This is a genomic window from Mycobacterium asiaticum (assembly GCF_001673635.1).
Classification (GTDB): domain Bacteria; phylum Actinomycetota; class Actinomycetes; order Mycobacteriales; family Mycobacteriaceae; genus Mycobacterium; species Mycobacterium asiaticum_C.
Genome location: NZ_LZMH01000037.1, coordinates 1 through 18,420, shown reverse-complemented (window position 1 = coordinate 18,420; position 18,420 = coordinate 1). Strand labels below are relative to the sequence as shown.

Sequence of the window (18,420 nt, the reverse complement as noted above, 5' to 3'; positions counted from 1 at the left end):
AATCATTTCTGCTGGCAACTCTTCGCCGCTCTAACAAGAAGCTACCAGCCGGGTAGCCGTCGGACCCGTCGGCGAATCGCCTTCATAGACTTCACAAAAGCTTACGCGGCGCGCGCCGCGCGGCGCGGTTTGGCGAAAACCCCAGCTCGAATGGCTGCCGGCCGGATGGCTCTTGTAGCGGTGTGCCCAAAGTCATTGGGCAGCGACAGGCGAAACACCTTTTTCCAGGCGGATGTGACCTGACGCGGCAACGAGCCCGTGGTGTAAGCGAGGCCATACCTTTCGAACAACTCCTGCACCTTGGGAGCGATTTCCTGGTAACGGTTGCTGGGCAGGTCGGGGTAAAGGTGATGCTCGATCTGGAACGACAAGTTGCCGGTCATGAAGTGCAGCAGGGCATTTCCGGAGATATTGGCCGATCCCAGCATCTGCCGTAGGTACCACTGGCCGCGTGTTTCGCCATCGATCGATGTCTTCTCGTAGGTCTGCACACCCTCGGGGAAGTGCCCGCACATGATCACCGAGTGCGTCCACAGGTTCCGCACCAGGTTGGCGGTGAGATTGGCGGTCACCGTGGTCAGCGCCGACGGACCGGACAGCAGCGGATGCAGCACATAGTCACGCACCAGGTGCTTGCGCACCTTGGCCAAGACCTTCTTGCCCTGACGCTGGAATTCCGCTTTGTCACTGCGGCCCTGCAGATACTTGCCGATCTCGAGATCGTATGCGGCAATACCGTATTGGAACAGGCAGGCATTGATGAAGTTCCACAGGGGCTGGGCCAGATAGAAGGGCCTCCAGCGTTGGTCCTCATCGACCCGCATGATGCCGTAACCCAGGTCGTGGTCCTTGCCCAGCACGTTGGTGTAGGTGTGGTGGACCTCGTTGTGCGAGTGCTTCCACATCTCCGCCGGCGAGGCGTTGTCCCACTCCCAGGTGGTGGAATGAATCTTCGGATCGCGCATCCAATCCCACTGGCCGTGCATGACGTTGTGCCCGATCTCCATGTTCTCGATGATCTTGGACACCGACAGCCCCGCCGTGCCGATCAGCCACGCAGGCGGGAACAGCGAGAAGAGCAACACCGCGCGACTGGCGAGTTCGAGCCGACGCTGGCCGTCGATGACGTTGCGGATGTACGCGGCGTCGCGTTCACCGCGGCCGGCCAGCACGTGTTCGCGGATGGCATCGAGTTCTCGGCCCAGGTCCTCGATGTCTTCGTCGGACAGGTGGGCCGCCGGATTCGCTTGTGTGGCAGTCATATCGGCTCCTCAGAGGTCTAGTTCACAGGCGCCCGCGGCGGCGGACACGCAGGTTTGGATTTGCACGTTCTCGTCACCGGCGGTGGCGGTGGTGACGTCGCCGTTACGCAGGTCCCGCACGGCGCCCTGCCGCAGCGGAACCACGCACCCGAAGCAGATGCCCATCCGGCAACCCGATGGCATCAACACCCCGGCCGATTCGCCGGCGTCCAGCAGCGTCTGTGCACCGCCGGCTTCCACCACGCTGCCGGTCTTGGCGAACGTGACGGTGCCACCTTCACCGGCCGAGATCACCGCGGGGCGGAACCGCTCGATGTGCAGCTGGTCGGCGATTCCGCAAGCGGCCCAGCGTTGTTCGAGCGCGTCAAGCAGCCCGGCCGGTCCGCAGGCCCACGTGTGTCGTTCGGCCAGGTCATCCACCAGTTCGTCGAGCCGAGCCACGTCGAGCATCCCATGTGAGTCGGTGTGCTTCTCCACCAACCGGATTCGGCCCTCGCGGGCGAGCATGCGCAGCTCCCAGCCGAAGATGACGTCCTCCGGTGTGGGCGCGGAGTGGACAAGCACGATGTCTGGATCCGGACCGCCGATACCGGCGATGTTGCGCAACATGCCCATCACCGGGGTGATGCCGCTACCCGCGGTGACGAACAGCAATTTGGCAGGTGGCCGGTCGCCCAGGACGAAATCACCGGCGGCCTGGTCCAGCTGGACGACCGTCCCGACGGTTGCCTTCCGGACCAGGTAGTTGCTCACCACGCCGTCCGGAATGGCCTTCACGGTGACCGCGAAGCAGCCGTCGCGCCGGTGCACTTTGGAGGTCAGCGAGTAGGCCCGCCAGTGCCGCACCCCGTCGACGTCGACACCGATGCGTACGTACTGCCCCGGCACGTGAGTACGCCAGCCCCGACCGGGCCTGATCACCAGTGTGGCCGCGTCGCGGGTTTCTGGGTGGACCGCGACGATGCGCCCGCGCAGGTCGGTGCCGAAGCGCAGCGGATCGATCAGGTCGAGGTAATCGCTGGGAACCAGCGGCGTCGACAGCGGTACAGCGGCGCGCTCGGCAAACTTCAGCACTCGTTCACGCAAAGCGCTGACGACGTTCGGTCGGGAGGCCAGTGTGGTCATGACTTCATGTTGGTTGTTTCTAGAGGTAAAGTCTTGACTGCACCGGGTGAAAATCCAGCACGAATTTGTTCGAAGGGAATAGTCGTGGCGGATCAGTCGCTGGGTCTGACCGGCCTGCAGCTCGACGAACCCGTGGTCAGGGCGCTGGAGGCGATCCTGCCGGCGATGGCCGAGCGAACCGTGACGGCGGTCACCGTGGAGGTGCCGAGCTACGCCGACGCGTTCAGCGGACACATGGGGCAGATCATCGAGAACGCCGTGCAGACCTCGCTCGGCGCTTTCCTGCGATTGGCCACCCGGCCCGAGGACACCGACCACGACAGGTCGCTTTTCCCGGCGATCAACGGCGCCTACGAGCTCGGCCGGGGAGAAGCCCGTCAGGGCCGCTCGATCGATGCACTGCTGGCGGCCTACCGGGTGGGCGCCCAAGTCGCGTGGCAAGAGTTGTCCGCGACGGCGGTCGCGGCGGGACTCCCCGCGTCGACGATCGCCAGGTTCGCCGAGCTGGTGTTCGCCTACATCGACCGGCTCTCGGCGTCCAGCGTGTCGGGCCATGCCGACGAGCTGGCCACCACGGGACGGGTCCGGCAGCGGTACCTTGACCGGCTGACGCAGGATCTGCTCGCCGGTGAACCTGCGGCAACACTGCTTACCGCCGCCGAACGAGCGGGCTGGCAGCCACCCGACACACTCACCGCGGTCGTGCTGCCACTGAACCAAACGCGAGGCCTGGCACCCCAGTTCGGCCAATCGACGCTCCAGCTTTCCGAGGATCTGCCCGGCGTCGAGGCTCCGGAGGCCCTCGCGGTGCTGCTGGTCCCCGATATGGCCGGCGCCGCCCGGCGCCAGCTGGTCTCTGCCCTCGCCGACCGGCGGGCTTTGGTAGGTCCGGCCCGTCCGTGGATGCAGGTGCGGTCGTCCTACCGACGGGCGTTACGAGCCCGTGTTCTGTTGAGCGCCAACGGCTCCGATGGTTCTGCGGCAATCGATACCGACGAACATCTGGCCGCGCTGGTTCTCGGCGCCGATCTCGAGTCCCTGCAGGATCTTCGTGCGCGGGTCCTGGCGCCGTTGTCTGACCTGCCACCCAGTACCGCGGACCGGCTCACCGAGACACTTCGGTCGTGGGTGCTGCACCAGGGCAGGCGCGACGCGGTCGCCGCGGATCTTTTCGTACACGCTCAGACCGTGCGCTACCGGATGACCCAGCTACGCGAACTGTATGGCGACCGGCTGAGTGATCCGCGCACCGTATTGGAGCTGACAATCGCGCTGGGACTGGGCGCCGCGCACTAGACTCCCCCAATGCGGCGACGTCGAATAAGGCAATTCCCCTTCGTGACAACGCTGATCGCCGTAGCGGCATTGTCAACCGGCTGTGACCACTCCGCGGCTCCGGGCCCGACCACCAACACGTCGACGAGCAGCACGGCGCCACAAGCGACCAGCAGCACGACCCCGGCCACCAGCGCCCCCGCCAACCCGGACTCCGGTGTGTCACAGGGGCAGACGTACGGCATCACCATAATTTCGATCGACGGCGCCACTGCGGACGATCGCGGTCGCTGGCACGGCCGGGTCGCGCAACTCTCCGGCGGTGATCCACGTGTCGCGGATGCGTTCAACAAAGCAAGCAAGGCATCGGCAAACGGACAGATCGAGCCGGTGCGCGCTGCGGCGGATCCCGATGCCGAGTGGCTGCTGGAATTGAATCCGACGCTGACCTTCCGACCCACCGCCATAGCGGAACTTATCGTCGGCGTGTATTCGGCCCGCCACGCTGCACACCCGACGAATTCGGTGAGCACCATCGCCATCGACAGTCGAACCGCGAAACCGATTACCCTGGCTGATCTTTTCCGCAATCAACAAGACGGGCTGAATCGGTTGTCTGAACAAACGAAGATCATCTTCCCGCAGGTATACGGCGGCACGACGCCGGACGAGGAAGGGGCCCGGCCGATCGCCGACAACTTCGCCAACTGGATACCGACGAGCGCCGGGATGGAGTTGCATTTCAACGATTACCAATTCGGTCACGGGTTACCGGTCATCACCGTGCCGTGGTCGGCGTTGACCGACGTGCTCGCCCCGGACATGCTGGCTCTGACGCACAACTAGTTGCAGCTTCGGCGCTGGCGAGAATTATTTTTTCAATCACATTTGTGGCCAGCGTGGGTTTAAATCTCTGGTAAAGCACGCAATTCGGAAGTTGAATGACGGGTGGCGTTCGATAGATCTGAGGAGGGCCCGATGCCGTCTCAAACCGGCTGCGACCCTTTCGCGGCGGGGTAGGGGCCATGGATTACGGGCTGTTGCCGCCGGAGATCAATTCCGGACGCATCTACGCGGGACCCGGTTCGGCATCGATGCTGACGGCCGCGACAGCGTGGGACGGTCTGGCCGCGGTGCTGAATTCGGCCGCATCGTCCTACGCCGCCGTTCTCACCGGCCTGGCCGCCGAGTCGTGGCTGGGTCCGGCGTCGGCGTCGATGGCGGCCGCGATCGCGCCGTTCGCCGGGTGGATGGGCACCGCGGCCACGCTGGCAGAACAGACGGCCAATCAGGCCAGGCGGGCGTCCAGTGCGTTCGAGGCGGCGTTTGCCATGACGGTGCCGCCGGCCCTCATTGAGGCCAACCGCAGTCAGTTGGCGTCCCTGCTCGAGACCAACCTGTTTGGGCTCAACACCCCGGCGATCGAGGCGATCCAGGCGGATTACGCCGAGATGTGGGCCCAGGACGCCGCCGCCATGTTCACTTATGCCGCAGCGTCCGAGTCGGCCTCCGCACTGACGCCGTTCACACAACCGCTGCAGGTCACCCACCCAACGGGCACGGTCACCGAAGTCGCCGCCTCGAACGCGAGCGCCGAAGCGCTGACCGGGCTCGGATTCTCGATCACCCCTCAAATGCTGCAAGGGCTGACGACACTGCTGTCATCGGCATCGGCAGGGCTGCTGGACATCCCTGCCGGGCTCGACAGTCTCCTCGGGGAGCTGGACCTGGCGGCCACCTACATCGCGGTCACCGCGACCGCCAGCCTGGCGCTGGCGGTCGTCAACACTGCCCGACCGTGGATATTCAGCTACGCCGGCACCAGCGTGGACGAGGGGCTGGACAGCGGAACACCGCAACCGGCGCACAGTGCGCCGGTTAGGTCGGGGGCCGACGGCGCGGGCATGCCCCGGGGGATTGCTGCTTCGGCGGGTGTCGGCCAGGGGGCGCTGGTCGGCGGGCTCAAGGTCCCGCATAGCTGGACCACGGCCGCCCCGGAAATCAGGCTGGCAGTGGAAGCGCTGCCCAGCGCAGCCGTCGGCCCCACGCCGACGAACTTCGGTGCCGCACCGGCGGCGTTGCTGAGCGGGATGGCGCTGGCGGGGATGGCCGGCCGGGGCGGCGCCCCGGCGAGCGGTCGCGAGACCGCCGACGCCGGAACAGACGACGAGACCCAGCCGCAACGCAAACCCACCGTGGTGGTGATCCAGCAGCCGCCTTCCGCGCCGGGACCGCCTAGCCAACATCCGCGTTGACCTTCAAGACCGCGACACCAAAACTTGTCAACATCGCGCTCCCGCGAAAACCGTTGTGTCGGTGGCATCTCCGCGCAGAATTCGGCGGGCGGAACGCGGCGGTGTCAATCTGAGATGTTTGTCGATGGCCTGAGGTGGCAATGATGAAGCGGAGGTGGGCGTATCGGCCGGCCTGTACGCCCGCCCAGGTCCCGTCGGTTCAGCCCGAGAGCCGACGGGACCGCTTTATCTGCGGACAGGTGCACCGATACCCAACCCATGCGGCAAAGTACCGGCCCACCTGGGAGTACCGTGCCGCGTATGACTGGCTCATCGACCGGCGTCTGGATCCTCGGCGGCTATCAGAGCGACTTCGCTCGCAACCTGAGCCGGGAGCGCCGGGACTTCGCATCGCTGACAGCGGAAGTGGTGGACAACACCTTGGCAGCGGCTCGGACGGAGGCCGCGGACATCGGCGTCGTCCATGTCGGAAACGCCTTTGGTGAGATGTTCGCCACACAAGGTCACCTCGGGGCCATGCCGGCCACCGTGTGCGACGGCCTCTGGGACACTCCGGCGGCACGGCATGAGGCCGCGTGCGCGTCGGGCAGCGTGGCCGCTTTGGCGGCGATGGCCGATCTGCGATCCGGCGCCTATGACGCTGCGCTGGTCGTAGGCCTCGAGCTGGAGAAGACCGTGCCCGGCGACACCGCCGCTCAGTACCTGGGCGCGGCCGCCTGGACCGGCCACGAGGGCGCTGAGGCCAAGTACCTGTGGCCGTCGATGTTCGCTCAGGTCGCCGACGAGTATGACCGCCGCTATGGTCTCGACGACGCCCATCTGCGGGCCATTGCCCAGGTCAATTACGCCAATGCCCGCCGCAACCCGAACGCGCAGACCCGCGAGTGGACGGTCCCGGATCCGATCACCGACGACGACGCCACCAACCCGGTAACCGAGGGCCGGCTGCGGCGGCTGGACTGCAGCCAGATGACCGACGGTGGCGCGGGCGTGGTGCTGTGCAGCGACGATTTCCTGCGCGACCATCCCGACCTGCGGCCGGTGGGCCGGATCGACGGTTGGGGGCATCGGACCGTGGGGCTGGGATTGCAGCAGAAACTGGACCGCGCCGCCGACGATCCTTATGTACTGCCCCACGTGCGAGCGGCCGTGCTCGACGCCTTGCGGCGCGCCCGGAGGACGCTCGACGACGTCGACGGGTTCGAGGTGCACGACTGCTTCACCCCCAGCGAGTACCTGGCCATCGACCACATCGGCCTGACCGGGCCCGGCGAGTCGTGGAAGGCCATCGAGAACGGGGAGATCGAGATCGGCGGGCGGCTGCCCATCAATCCCAGTGGCGGGCTGATCGGCGGCGGGCACCCGGTCGGTGCGTCCGGGGTGCGGATGCTGCTCGACGCGGCCAAGCAGGTCAGCGGAACGGCCGGCGACTATCAGGTCGACGGCGCCGAGACGTTCGGCACGCTCAACTTCGGCGGTAGCACCGCCACTACCGTCAGTTTCGTCGTCAGCAAGGCTTGATCATGGATGTAGAGATCGTCGGCAAGTACCTATCCACGCTGCCGGAAGACGATGACCATCCCTACCGGACCGGTCCGTGGCGTCCGCAGACCACGGAGTGGGACGCCGACGACCTGGCGGTCGTGGCGGGTGAACTCCCTCGCGACCTGGACGGCATCTACCTGCGTAACACCGAGAACCCGCTACACCCGGCATTCAAGACCTATCACCCCTTCGACGGTGACGGCATGCTGCACGTGGTGGGCTTCCGGGACGGGAAGGCCTTCTACCGCAATCGATTCGTCAAGACCGAAGGTTTCCTCGCCGAGAACGAGGCAGGCGGGCCGCTGTGGCCGGGACTGGCCGAGCCGGTGCAATTCGCCAAGCGCGAAAAGGGCTGGGGTGCGCGTGAATTGATGAAGGATGCGTCCAGTACCGATGTCATCGTGCACCGCGGTATTGCCCTGACCAGCTTCTACCAGTGCGGCGACCTGTACCGGGTGGACCCCCATTCCGGTGACACGCTGGGCACCGAGAGCTGGAACGGCGGCTTTCCCGTCGACTGGGGAGTGTCAGCGCATCCCAAGGTGGACAACCGGACCGGCGAGTTGCTGTTCTTCAACTACAGCAAGCAGGACCCGTACATGCGCTACGGCGTGGTCGACGAGAACAACGACCTGGTGCACTACGTGGACATCCCGCTGCCCGGACCGCGCCTGCCGCACGACATGGCGTTCACCGAAAACTACGCAATCCTCAACGATTTCCCGCTGTTCTGGGATCCCCGGCTGCTTGAGCACCAAGTGCACCTGCCGCGCTACTACCCGGACCTGCCGTCGCGCTTCGCGGTGATACCGCGGCGGGGCGAGACCGCGGACATCCGCTGGTTCGAGGCCGACCCGACCTACGTCCTGCACTTCACCAACGCCTACGAAGACGGCGACGAGATCGTGCTGGATGGCTTCTTCGAGGGTGCACCTCAGCCGCTGGAGAGCGGCACCGGTCCAAGCGGCAAGTGGGAGAAGCTGTTCCGATTCCTCGCGCTGGACCGGATGGAGGCTCACCTGCACCGGTGGCGGCTGAATCTGGTGACCGGCGCGGTGCGCGAGGAACGGTTGTCGGAGTCGATCACCGAGTTCGGCACCATCAACGCCGACTACGCGACCGGCAAGTACCGCTACACCTACGCGGCCTCCGGCAAACCGGGTTGGTTCCTTTTCGACGGGCTGGTCAAGCACGACCTGCTCACCGGTGCCGAGGAGCGTTATTCGTTGGGCGACGGGGTCTACGGCAGCGAGACCGCGATGGCCCCGCGGGTTGGCAGCGCCGCCGAGGACGACGGCTACCTGGTCACCCTGACCACGGACATGAACGCCGACGCCTCGTATTGCCTGGTGTTCGATGCCGCCCGGGTCGCCGACGGCCCGGTGTGCAAACTGCAACTGCCCGAACGTATTTCCAGCGGTACGCATTCGACGTGGGTGCCCGGCGCCGAACTGCGACGCTGGGATCAGACGGAGTCGGCGGCCACCGCGGTCGGGCTGTGAACAAGCCGCGCCGCACCACCCAGTGGCCCGAACGGCTGGCCTCGATCGGCGCGATCCGTTTCGCCCGCCGCTCGTCGCACTATGCCGAGACCGTGCGGTTCTACCGCGAGTTGGTGGGCCTGCCCCTCTACGAGACCTTCGGGGAAAGCTACGGCAGCAACGGTGCCATCTTCGGGTTGCCCAGCTCGCAACTGACGATGGAGATCGTCGAGTCGGTGGACCCGGTGCCGCTGGACCACCACGACCAGTTGTGCCTCTACTTCCCGGACAGCCAGGCGCAGCAAGCAGCGATCGCCCGCCTGCAGGACGCCGGGCTGCAACCGGCACCACAGCACCCGTATTGGGAAGCGACGGGCGCGGTCACCTACCGCGACCCCGACGGCCGCGAGGTGGTGTTCGCCCCGTTCGTGTACGGCGCCAACGAGCCCGCCGACAGCTCCGCCTCGGGTCGACACGAGTTCCCGCCGAACTGAGCTCAGCGCTGGCTGCGCCCGGCCAGCGAGGCGACCACCACCGCCCACAACGCGCAGATGACCGCGCACCCGGTCGCCACCGCGCCGACGTACAGTCCGTAGTCGGCCGCCACCGGCGCACTTACGTTACGCTGGTAGTAAAGCACCACCAGCCCTCCGATCAGCACTGAAATGACCAGGGCGGCAACGGAAGCCACCCGTACCGATAGGCCGCGGCCGACCATCGCGCCGGCCACCAGCAGCGTCGACGACAGCAGCACGATGAGCTGGCCCGCCCCGAATCCGCGGGGCAGCTCCAGGCTGCCGTGGGTGCCGCCGATCGCGTTGGCCCAACCGCCGCCGTTGACCTTCGTGGTCAGCCACGGCATCCACGTGCTGACCAGCATGGCCAGCGCGAAAAGCGCCACCAGCCAGCCGGGATGCGGACGCCGATGCATGGTTGCGAGGTTAGCCGACCATCGGCGTGGGGCCGGCGCGACGCTCAGCCCGCCAGCGAAGAGAGGTTGAAGACGACGCCCGTGGGGTCGCTCGCCGCGGCGAGACGCCCGTACGGGGTGTCCTCGGCGTCGCGGAGCACCGCTCCACCGTTGTCGGTGATCACCCGCAGCGTCTTGTCGACGTCTTCGGCGCCGAAGAAGATGCTCCATTGCGGCGGGACGTCGTCGGGCAGGAAGTTGGCGCCGTCCATCACGCCGAGCAACTGCTCATCACCGAACCAGGCTGTGGTGTAGCGGAATTCGTCGGTGTCGCCAGCCTGCTCGGTGCGCCAGCCGAACACGTCGCGGTAGAAGTCGACCGCCGCGCGGTAGTCGCGTGTCGTCAACTGATGCCACACGGGTGCGCCGGCCTCGCCGACCACCTCGTAGCCCCGGTGTTCCAGCGGCTGCCACATGCCGAAGCCGGCGCCCGTCGGATCCGCCGCCACCGCCATGAAGCCCTGGCGGGGCACCTCCGAGGGTTCCAAGCAGCCGGTCGCGCCGGCGGCGCGCGCGGCGGCGACGGTGGCGTTGATGTCGTCGGTGTGGAAGTAGGTGGCCCAGTGGTCCGGCGCCCGCCACTCGGGGTTGTTGGCCATCAGGCCAGCCACCGAGTGGCCGTCCTTGGCGACCTTGATGTACCCGCCGTACTCGGGTCCGGCGGACTCGAAGGTCCAGCCGAAGACGGTGCCGTAGAAGTCTTGGGCGCGGTCTACGTCGGATGAGGTCAGGTTGATGAAGCAGGGGGCGCCAAACGGCGCGCAGTCACGTACGGGCACGGGGTCCTCCTCGGTCGATCGGATTCACCGGTACCGACCTGACCGGGGGAAGAAACTCATCGGGCGATGGTCAGCGGTGCGCGACCCGATCGCCGTTCATGCCCGGATCCGGACGGGTGAACACCCGGACGAAGTTGTCCAGCGAGTCGCGGATGTCACTGCGCAACGCGGCCGCCACGACCATGCCGATCGGCCCGAACAGCGCCGGGCCGCCCAAATGGACGTCGAAACTGACCACGGACCCGTCCGCTTTCGGGGCGACCTTGGCGATCAGCTTGACCTTGACGCCGCCGACACCGTCGCCGTTGAGCGTCATGCCCTCGGGTGGCTTGTAGCGCACGATCGTCCACTTGATGCGGTTGGGCATGCCCTTGACCTCGACATAGGACTCGATCACGGTGCCCTTTTCCAGGACCTCGGGAAGCTTGCTGCGCCATACCTTATGGATGGTCAGCCAGTCCTTATAGCGGGATAGATCGGAGGCGTGCCGCCAGGCCTCCTCCGGCGGCAAGGGGACGTCGATGCTCCCGGACAGCTTCGCCATGTCAGCTCCGCTGCTCGCCCGGATCCACGGCCTTCTTGGCCTGCTCCTGCACCTTGTGAATCGTGTCGGTGTATTTGCCCTGCGTCTTCTGGTCGACGATCTCACCGGCCTTGGTGATGGCCGTCTCCACCTTGTCGGCGTTCGCAGACAGCAGGTCCTTTGCCTTGTCGAGCAATCCCATGCTGATTGTTCCTTCCCCCAGGGCGTCCTGGGAAAACCCTACTGAACGCCTTGATCAGCGGCTGCGGTCGGGTCTACCACTCCGAACAGGGCAACGGCGTTGTCATGGAGCACTTTCCGCAACCACTCGTCATCGATCCCGTCGATTCGGGTGAGTGCCGTGATCGCTTCGCCGTACGGGTAGGGGATGTTGGGGAAGTCGCTGCCGAACAGGATCTTGTGGCCGAGATCACGCACCCGCGGTAGTTCTGCCGCCGGGTACGGCATGGTCTCGTCGATGAACGCGGTAAAGGCCATGGTGGTGTCGAGTCGCACATTGTCGTGGACAGTGCAGATGTCGAGGAATTCGGTGTACTCGGGCATGCCCATATGCGCGATGATCAGCGCCAACCCGGGAAACTTGCGCAGCACCGCGCGCACCGGGTCCGGGCCGGTGAAGCGGCCGGGCGTCGGGCCGGAACCGGCGTGCAGCACGACCGGGACACCCGCCTCGACGATGGCGCCCCACACCGGGTCGAGCAACGGGTCGGTGGGGTCGTACTGACCCACTTGGACGTGGGCCTTGAAGATGCGGGTTCCCGCCTCGATGGCGTCGGCGACGTATCGACCGGCCTGGGGCTCGGGGAAGAAGGTGGCGGTGGGCAGGCAGTCGGGGGTCGCGTCCGCGAAGGACTGCGCCCATTGGTTCAGCCAGGCGGCCATGCCGGGTTTGTGCGGGTAGACCAGGGAGCTGAAGCGCAGCACACCGAAGTCGCGCAGCGCCTGGACGCGACGTTGCTCGTCGGCACGGTAGGTGATCGGCCAGGGTCGTCCGATCAGTGGGCCGGCCGAGTCGAAGTACCGCCACACCTTGTCCATCACTTGTCGCGGCATGAAGTGGGTGTGCACGTCGACGATGCCCGGGAGGCCCAGTGCACGCCAGATTCTGCGGACGGGTTCGGGGTCGGCGACCGCGCTCCAGGTGTCGTGATCGGTGCAGCAGTGCACCACCGCCCCTTCCGTTATCGCCACAATTGCGGCTTGACCCCTAGGACCCTGGCACGGATCCACCACATCGCTTCAATCACAGCAGCGCCGATCGCACCGATGCCCAGCGCGATCGACGTCGTCCACAGATTCGTCGAGTCGAGCATGAACTTACGTTGTGTCCACGGCAGGACAAGGATCACCACGTACGCCGCGCCCGCCCCGATCACGAGGGCCAGCCGCCACCACTGGTAGGGGCGTGCGGCCACCGCGAGTACCCAGACCCCGGTCATCAGCAAGGTGATCAACGCCGCGGTGGACGCCTGGTCCTGTTCCACCCACGAGGCATGGCGGCCGTGATAGGCGGTCAGGTAGGTGGCGAACGTGGCGATCCCGACGACCAGCCCAGCCGGCAGCGCCGACGTCAGCACGCGCCGGACGAATCCGGGGTAAGCGCGTTCGTTGTTGGGCGCCAACGACAATATGAACGACGGGATCCCGATCGTGAACCAGGCTGCGATGGTGACGTGGATCGGCTGAAACGGAAACAGCAGCGGGTCGGCCCCCAGCGGCTTGGCCAGCAGGCACTCCATGCCGACTAACAAGGCCAGCAACGCCGAGTACACCGTCTTGGTGAGGAACAGAGTGGCGACCCGCTCGATATTGCCGATCACCCGTCGCCCCTCCCCCACCACGTACGGCAGGGTGGCAAACCTGTTGTCCAGCAACACGATCTGCGCTACCGCACGAGCCGCCGGGCTGCCCGCACCCATCGCCACGCCGATATCGGCATCTTTGAGCGCGAGCACGTCGTTGACGCCGTCGCCGGTCATAGCGACGGTGTGGCCGTGCGCCTGTAGGGCATGCACGATCGTGCGTTTCTGTTCCGGACGCACCCGGCCGAAGGTGGTGTAGGCATCCAGCGCGTCCGCTAATTCCGCCTGGTCCGTGGGCAGCCGGCGCGCATCCATCGCTTCGCCGTGCAACCCGAGTTTCTCGGCGACCGCCCCCACCGAGACCGCGTTGTCGCCGGATATCACCTTCACCGAAACCTGTTGTGTCGCGAAGTATTTCATGGTGTCGCGGGCATCCGGCCGTACCTTCTGCTCCAGCACGATCAACGCGACGGGGGTGACGACGCCCGGGGCTTCGACATCATCCACCGGCACGTCCGAGGCGCCCAGCAGCAGCACCCGCAATCCCTGCGCGCCGATTCGCTCCGCTTGTCCGGCCGCCGCCGATTCCGGATCCAGCAGCACGTCGGGCGCACCGATCACCCAGTTGCCGTGATCGCGAAAGGACACGCCGCTCCACTTGGTCGCCGATTTGAACGGCGCGATGGCGGTGGAAATCCACCGGCGCGCATCGGGATAGGCCTCGGCGATTGCCTGCATGCTGGCGTTGGGACGTGCGTCCGCCCCGGCCAGATTCGCCAATACGTCGGCGAGACTCTCGCTGGTCGCGTCGAGCGCTGCGACATCGGATACGCGCATCCCGCTCTCGGTCAGTGTTCCGGTCTTGTCCGCGCACACCACGTCGACCCGGGCCAGGCCCTCGATCGCGGGCAATTCCTGCACCAGGCACTGCCGCCGCCCGAGGCGGACGACGCCGACGGCGAACGCGATGGAGGTCATCAGCACCAGGCCTTCGGGCACCATCGGCACCAACGCGCCGACCATCGCCAGCACCGATTCCCGCCAGCCCACGTTGGTGGTGAATAACTGGGTGTAGATGGTCAGCAGGCCGGCCGGGATCAACAGGTAGGTGATGAACTGCAGGATTCGGTTGATGCCGTTGCGCAGTTCGGATTTCACCAAGGTGAACTTGCTGGCCTCCGCGGCGAGCCTGGCCGCATAGGCGTCACCGCCCACCTTGGTGGCACGGTAGGCGCCGGTGCCGGCGACGACGAAGCTGCCCGACATCACGGGATCACCGACGTCTTTGGCGATCGGGTCGGCTTCGCCGGTCAGCAATGACTCGTCGACCTCGAGGTTCTGTTGCTCAATGACGTCACCGTCGACCACGATCTGGTCACCCGGCCCGAGTTCGATGATGTCGTCCAGCACAACCCGGTCAGGTGCCAGCGTCTGGGCGCCGGACTGCCTGCGCACCATGGGTTTTGCCTGCCCGACTATGGCCAGCTTGTCCAGTGTCTGCTTGGCGCGGATCTCCTGAACCATGCCGATCACGCTGTTGGCGACGATGAGCAGACCGAACAGCCCGTTGATCAGTGAGCCGGTCACCAGCACGATGGCGAACAACACACCGAGGATCGCGTTGATTCGCGTGAAGACGTTGGCCCGGACGATGTGGGCGATGCTGCGGGTGACGCGCTCGGGGACGTCGTTGGTTTGGCCATCGGCAATCCGTTGTGCCACTTCGGCATCGGTCAGCCCGGCGGCGCTCATCGAGTGAAGGTCCCCAGCTTGTCGGAGTCGTAGTACTCGAGGTTGAGGGCTGTTCCGGTGAAGGTCGCTTTGGAAATCGAGCCGGGCAGGGCGTTTTCGGTGGACAGCGGGAAGGTGAAGGTGTCACCGTCCCAGTGAGTGAGGTCAAACGTCTGGTTCTTCGGTCCCAGCGCGAGCTGCAATTTTCCGTCGCGTTCGGTGACGGTGGCCGGCCCCCAGTAGTCGTTGGAGTAGACACCGACGTACTCGCCGAGCGGTTTTGCCGGCGCCGGGCTCACCGGGGGTTGCTTCCCGACGAGCGAGCCGTCGGGATTGTTCATCGGGGCAAGTTGTTGCCGGTAGAGCTGCGGCCAGTCCTCCCGCACCTGCCCGTATTGCACCAGGTCCATGAACTGGGCTGCCAGCGCCTCGGGGATGCCGTAGGGAGCCCCATTCGTCAGGGCGACGATGGCCACGTCCGCGGACGGTAGCACCGCGAAAGTCGTTGCGGCACCCAAGCCGAACCCTCCGGAATGGCTGTACTGGGTGCGCCCGGATGAGGTAACCGACACGTTGAAACCGTAACCGTAGGTACTGGCCCGTGCCTTCGGGTTCTTGGCAGGAACCGAGATCACCTGCGGTGTGTAGGCCGGTAGCAGGGCTTCGGGCGAGGTGATCCGCTGCCCGTTGTAGACACCATTGCCGAGCAGCATGGTCAGCCAGCGCGCCATGTCGTTGACCGACGAACTCACCCCGCCGGCCGGAGTCTGCGGATCGGGATCGCGTTGGAAGCGGGCTTCCCATTTGTCCCCGACCTTGATGTGGTTGACCGCGTGGTTGGGGCGGGCCAGGAAATCGGTGAACCTCGAACTGGTCGACGTCATCCCGAGTGGGCGGTACAGCACGTCGTCGGACAGATCCTCCCACGACTTGCCGGCGGCCGCGGCGACCGCGCTCGCCGCGGTTGTCACGCCGAAGTTGGTGTACGCGTAGCTGATTCGGAAGGGAGCCAGCGAAAGGTACCTCAGGTGATCGATCACCTGCTGACGGTCATAGCCCAAATCTTCCAGTGCGTCGCCGGCGTGGTCGGGCAACCCGGACCGGTGCGAGTACAGGTCGGCCACGCTGACGTTGGCGGTGACGTACGGGTCCATCAGCGTGAACCCGGGCAGCTTGGATACGACGGGTGTGTCCCAGGTGATGGCACCCTCGGTCACCTCGTGCGCTACCACCGTCGCGCCGACCGACTTCGAGATCGAGGCGAGTTGGAAGACAGTGTCCGCGTTCACCTTGTTGTCGGGATTGTCACCCTTGCTCGCGTCCTTCACGCCGAATCCCTTGGCGTACAGCGTTTTCCCATCGTGTACAACGGCTACAGCCATCCCGGGGATGCCGGTGCTGCGCATCAGGTCGCCGACCAGGCCGTCGACCCGGCTGACGGCGTCGTCGACCCGGCCGGCCGGGATGTCGACGCCTGACCACTCGTTGGGGGGCACTTGGGCAGGCGCCGACGAGGGGTTGGAGACCGGTTTCGCTGGTCCGCAGCCGACGAGGGTCAGCAGCATCACGACGACTGCGGCTGTCAGCGAACGTTTTGTCATGGCCGCACCTTAGCCCGGGAACGATCCGCGGCCCATCAGGCGCGTGACGCCTCGAGGGCAGCCGGCGACCTACAGCCGCCACCACGGGTTGAATCGCAACTGCACACCCGAATCAATCCGCTGACCGGGCGTCGGCACCGCCACCTGGACACCGTCCGGCTCGGCAGCTTTGAGCAGCCGCTCGACCGGCTCGGCCCACGGGTGCGGAGCCAGCCGGAACGTGCCCCAGTGCACCGGCACCAGCAGCCCCGATCCCGAGTCGGTGACGTCGAGATGCGCCCGCACCGCCTCCTCGGGGTTCATGTGGATATCCGGCCAGGCGGTGTTGTAGGCGCCGATCGGCATCAAGGTCAGGTCGAAAGGCCCGTGGTCGGTGCCGATGTCGACGAAGCTCTTGGTGTAGCCGGTGTCGCCACCGAAGTAGGCGCGGTGCCGTGGGCCGACGAACGCCCACGATGCCCACAGGGTGTTGTTGCGGCTCAGGAATCGTCCGGAGAAGTGCCGCGCCGGCATACAGATGAGGGTCAGCTCATCGATCTCGGCGCTCTGATGCCAGTCGAGTTCGATTACGCGCTGCTCGGGTATGCCCCACGACCGCAGGTGCGCGCCGACACCGAGCGGCACCACGAACGGAGCCCGCTGCATGCGGGCCAGTGCCAGCACGGTATCGATGTCGAGGTGGTCGTAGTGGTCGTGGCTGATCACGACCGCGTCGACGGCCGGCAAGCCTTCCAGCTGAACCGGCGGCGGGTGCAGTCGGCGCGGGCCGACGACGTCAGAAGGCGAACACCGGTCACTCCACACCGGATCGGTGAGCACGCGGTAGCCGTCGATCTCCACCAGCGCCGTGGAGTGGCCGAACCAGCTGACCGCCAGCTCAGCGGGCTCACCCTGATAGATCGACGGGGCGGCCAGCGGAATGGGCCGGGCGGGGCGGCTGCTCGAGCGCGCACCCGCCAGTTCCCACACGATCTGGCGCAGCTGCTCGCGGTCCATCAGATACATCGATCCGGGATCGATGTTGACGAACACGCCGTCGCGGTAGTTCGGCGATCCCTCGGCGGCGGCCTGGATCTCGGCCGGGTCGGCACCTAGCGCGGCCGGCGCGCCGTGGAGCGCCCGAAGCAACCAACCGCCCGCTGCCAGCGAGGCGGTACCGGCTGCCATGCGCAGCGCTCCCCGGATCATGCCGCTATGCCCCCTGGAAGTTCGGCGGTCGCTTCTCCACGCGGGCAATCTGCGCCTCGATCACGTCCTGGCTCGCCCAGGCCTTGTCGAAGAGCTCCTTGTGTTCGGGTGCTGGTTGCTCGATGGAGCCGTCGTCATTGAGTACCCGTTTGGCGTGCTGAATAGCCAGCGGCGCCAGGCCCGAGATCTCGGCGGCCCACTCCTGGGCATCGGCGAGCGTCCCGATCCGGTTGGCCATCCCGGTGTGCAACGCCGCATCCGCGGTCAGCTTCTCGGCGGTCAGCAGCATCGCGCGCGCCCGGCCGTGGCCGACCAGCGAGGACAGCCGCCGGATGCTCCAGTTGTCCAGCGCCAGCCCGTACTTTGACGTCGGGAACTGGAAGAACGCGTCCGGCGCGACAACCCGCAGGTCACATTGCATTGCGAGCTGCAGACCGGCGCCGATGGCGGGGCCGTTGATGGCACCGATCACCGGCACCGGAACCGCGTCCATGACCCGGTGCAGTTCGACGAGCCGGTCGGGGTAGTCGGCGGCGAAAGCGTCACCGGACAGGTCAGCGCCGGCGCAGAACGCCGTGCCTTGGCCGGTCAGCACGACCGCGCGCGTCGATCCGTTACTGGCCTTCTCGAGCGCTTCCCGCAGTTCGTCGGTCGTGATACGGCTCACAGGAGTGAGGCTATATATCCTGGCCCCCATGATCGGTATCACTCAGACCGAAGCCGTGATGACCATCGAGTTGCAGCGCCCCGAGCGACGCAACGCGTTGAATTCCCAGCTGGTCGAAGAACTGCGGGAAGCGCTCGAGAAGGCCAGTAACGGATCGACGCGCGCGGTCGTGCTGACCGGCCAAGGCACGGCGTT

17 protein-coding genes and 1 pseudogene are annotated in these 18,420 nt (G+C 66.2%); 7 read left to right on the top strand and 11 right to left on the bottom strand.

Features of this window, described 5'->3' with window-relative positions; genetic code table 11:
• Window positions 1–101: 101 nt before the first annotated feature.
• Both A5645_RS10250 and A5645_RS10245 read right to left on the bottom strand, forming a co-directional pair.
• Window positions 102–1,262, bottom strand: coding sequence for a fatty acid desaturase family protein (locus A5645_RS10250; protein ID WP_081288274.1), 1,161 nt, complete (start codon window positions 1,260–1,262; stop codon window positions 102–104).
• Window positions 1,263–1,271: 9 nt separating this feature from the next.
• Complete coding sequence (locus tag A5645_RS10245) at window positions 1,272–2,387, bottom strand: ferredoxin reductase (RefSeq protein ID WP_065033826.1); 1,116 nt, start codon at window positions 2,385–2,387, stop codon at window positions 1,272–1,274.
• An 84-nt stretch (window positions 2,388–2,471) separates the two neighbouring features.
• Here A5645_RS10245 and A5645_RS10240 point away from each other — a divergent pair, with 84 nt between their 5' ends.
• The 6 genes from A5645_RS10240 (at window position 2,472) to A5645_RS10215 (ending at window position 9,437) form a co-directional block, all read left to right on the top strand.
• The gene (locus tag A5645_RS10240; protein ID WP_065033825.1) at window positions 2,472–3,683 is read left to right on the top strand and encodes a PucR family transcriptional regulator; all 1,212 of its coding nucleotides are present in this window, start codon (window positions 2,472–2,474) and stop codon (window positions 3,681–3,683) included.
• A gap of 42 nt (window positions 3,684–3,725) precedes the next feature.
• Window positions 3,726–4,508, top strand: coding sequence for an RsiV family protein (locus A5645_RS28605; protein ID WP_253866919.1), 783 nt, complete (start codon window positions 3,726–3,728; stop codon window positions 4,506–4,508).
• Window positions 4,509–4,687: 179 nt separating this feature from the next.
• Window positions 4,688–5,917 (top strand): PPE family protein, encoded by a 1,230-nt coding sequence (locus A5645_RS10230; RefSeq protein ID WP_081288271.1) that lies wholly within the window; start codon window positions 4,688–4,690, stop codon window positions 5,915–5,917.
• Window positions 5,918–6,217: 300 nt separating this feature from the next.
• Complete coding sequence (locus A5645_RS10225) at window positions 6,218–7,438, top strand: acetyl-CoA acetyltransferase (protein WP_065033824.1); 1,221 nt, start codon at window positions 6,218–6,220, stop codon at window positions 7,436–7,438.
• Between the two features lie 2 nt (window positions 7,439–7,440).
• Window positions 7,441–8,964 (top strand): carotenoid oxygenase family protein, encoded by a 1,524-nt coding sequence (locus A5645_RS10220; protein ID WP_065129425.1) that lies wholly within the window; start codon window positions 7,441–7,443, stop codon window positions 8,962–8,964.
• Complete coding sequence (locus tag A5645_RS10215; RefSeq protein WP_065129424.1) at window positions 8,961–9,437, top strand: VOC family protein; 477 nt, start codon at window positions 8,961–8,963, stop codon at window positions 9,435–9,437. The genes A5645_RS10220 and A5645_RS10215 overlap by 4 nt, the downstream gene beginning before the upstream one ends.
• 2 nt (window positions 9,438–9,439) lie before the next feature.
• On the opposite strand, the gene A5645_RS10210 is transcribed toward A5645_RS10215, so the two are convergent.
• The 9 genes and pseudogenes from A5645_RS10210 to A5645_RS10170 form a co-directional block, all read right to left on the bottom strand.
• A complete protein-coding gene (locus tag A5645_RS10210; protein WP_065033821.1) occupies window positions 9,440–9,874 on the bottom strand; it encodes a hypothetical protein in 435 nt (144 codons plus the stop codon).
• A gap of 44 nt (window positions 9,875–9,918) precedes the next feature.
• On the bottom strand, window positions 9,919–10,692 hold the full coding sequence (locus A5645_RS10205) for a VOC family protein (protein WP_065033820.1): 774 nt from the start codon (window positions 10,690–10,692) through the stop codon (window positions 9,919–9,921).
• A 70-nt stretch (window positions 10,693–10,762) separates the two neighbouring features.
• Complete coding sequence (locus A5645_RS10200; protein ID WP_065033819.1) at window positions 10,763–11,236, bottom strand: type II toxin-antitoxin system Rv0910 family toxin; 474 nt, start codon at window positions 11,234–11,236, stop codon at window positions 10,763–10,765.
• Between the two features lies 1 nt (window position 11,237).
• On the bottom strand, window positions 11,238–11,417 hold the full coding sequence (locus tag A5645_RS10195) for an antitoxin (RefSeq protein WP_036364522.1): 180 nt from the start codon (window positions 11,415–11,417) through the stop codon (window positions 11,238–11,240).
• A 38-nt stretch (window positions 11,418–11,455) separates the two neighbouring features.
• Window positions 11,456–12,403: an amidohydrolase family protein gene (locus tag A5645_RS10190; RefSeq protein ID WP_065129531.1), complete on the bottom strand. Its 948-nt coding sequence runs from the start codon at window positions 12,401–12,403 to the stop codon at window positions 11,456–11,458.
• 14 nt (window positions 12,404–12,417) lie between these two features.
• Window positions 12,418–14,790: a cation-translocating P-type ATPase gene (locus A5645_RS10185; protein ID WP_065129423.1), complete on the bottom strand. Its 2,373-nt coding sequence runs from the start codon at window positions 14,788–14,790 to the stop codon at window positions 12,418–12,420.
• Window positions 14,787–16,370: a serine hydrolase gene (locus A5645_RS10180; protein ID WP_065129422.1), complete on the bottom strand. Its 1,584-nt coding sequence runs from the start codon at window positions 16,368–16,370 to the stop codon at window positions 14,787–14,789. The genes A5645_RS10185 and A5645_RS10180 overlap by 4 nt, the downstream gene beginning before the upstream one ends.
• Before the next feature lie 69 nt (window positions 16,371–16,439).
• Entirely contained in the window at window positions 16,440–17,558 is a 1,119-nt protein-coding gene (locus tag A5645_RS10175) for an MBL fold metallo-hydrolase (RefSeq protein WP_081288270.1), read from the bottom strand.
• Between the two features lie 4 nt (window positions 17,559–17,562).
• A pseudogene (locus A5645_RS10170) lies at window positions 17,563–18,207 on the bottom strand (enoyl-CoA hydratase); the annotation flags it as partial.
• Between the two features lie 46 nt (window positions 18,208–18,253).
• On the opposite strand from A5645_RS10170, the gene A5645_RS10165 reads away from it, so the two are divergent.
• On the top strand, window positions 18,254–18,420 hold a 167-nt coding region (locus A5645_RS10165), incomplete at its 3' end, for an enoyl-CoA hydratase-related protein (RefSeq protein WP_231122940.1).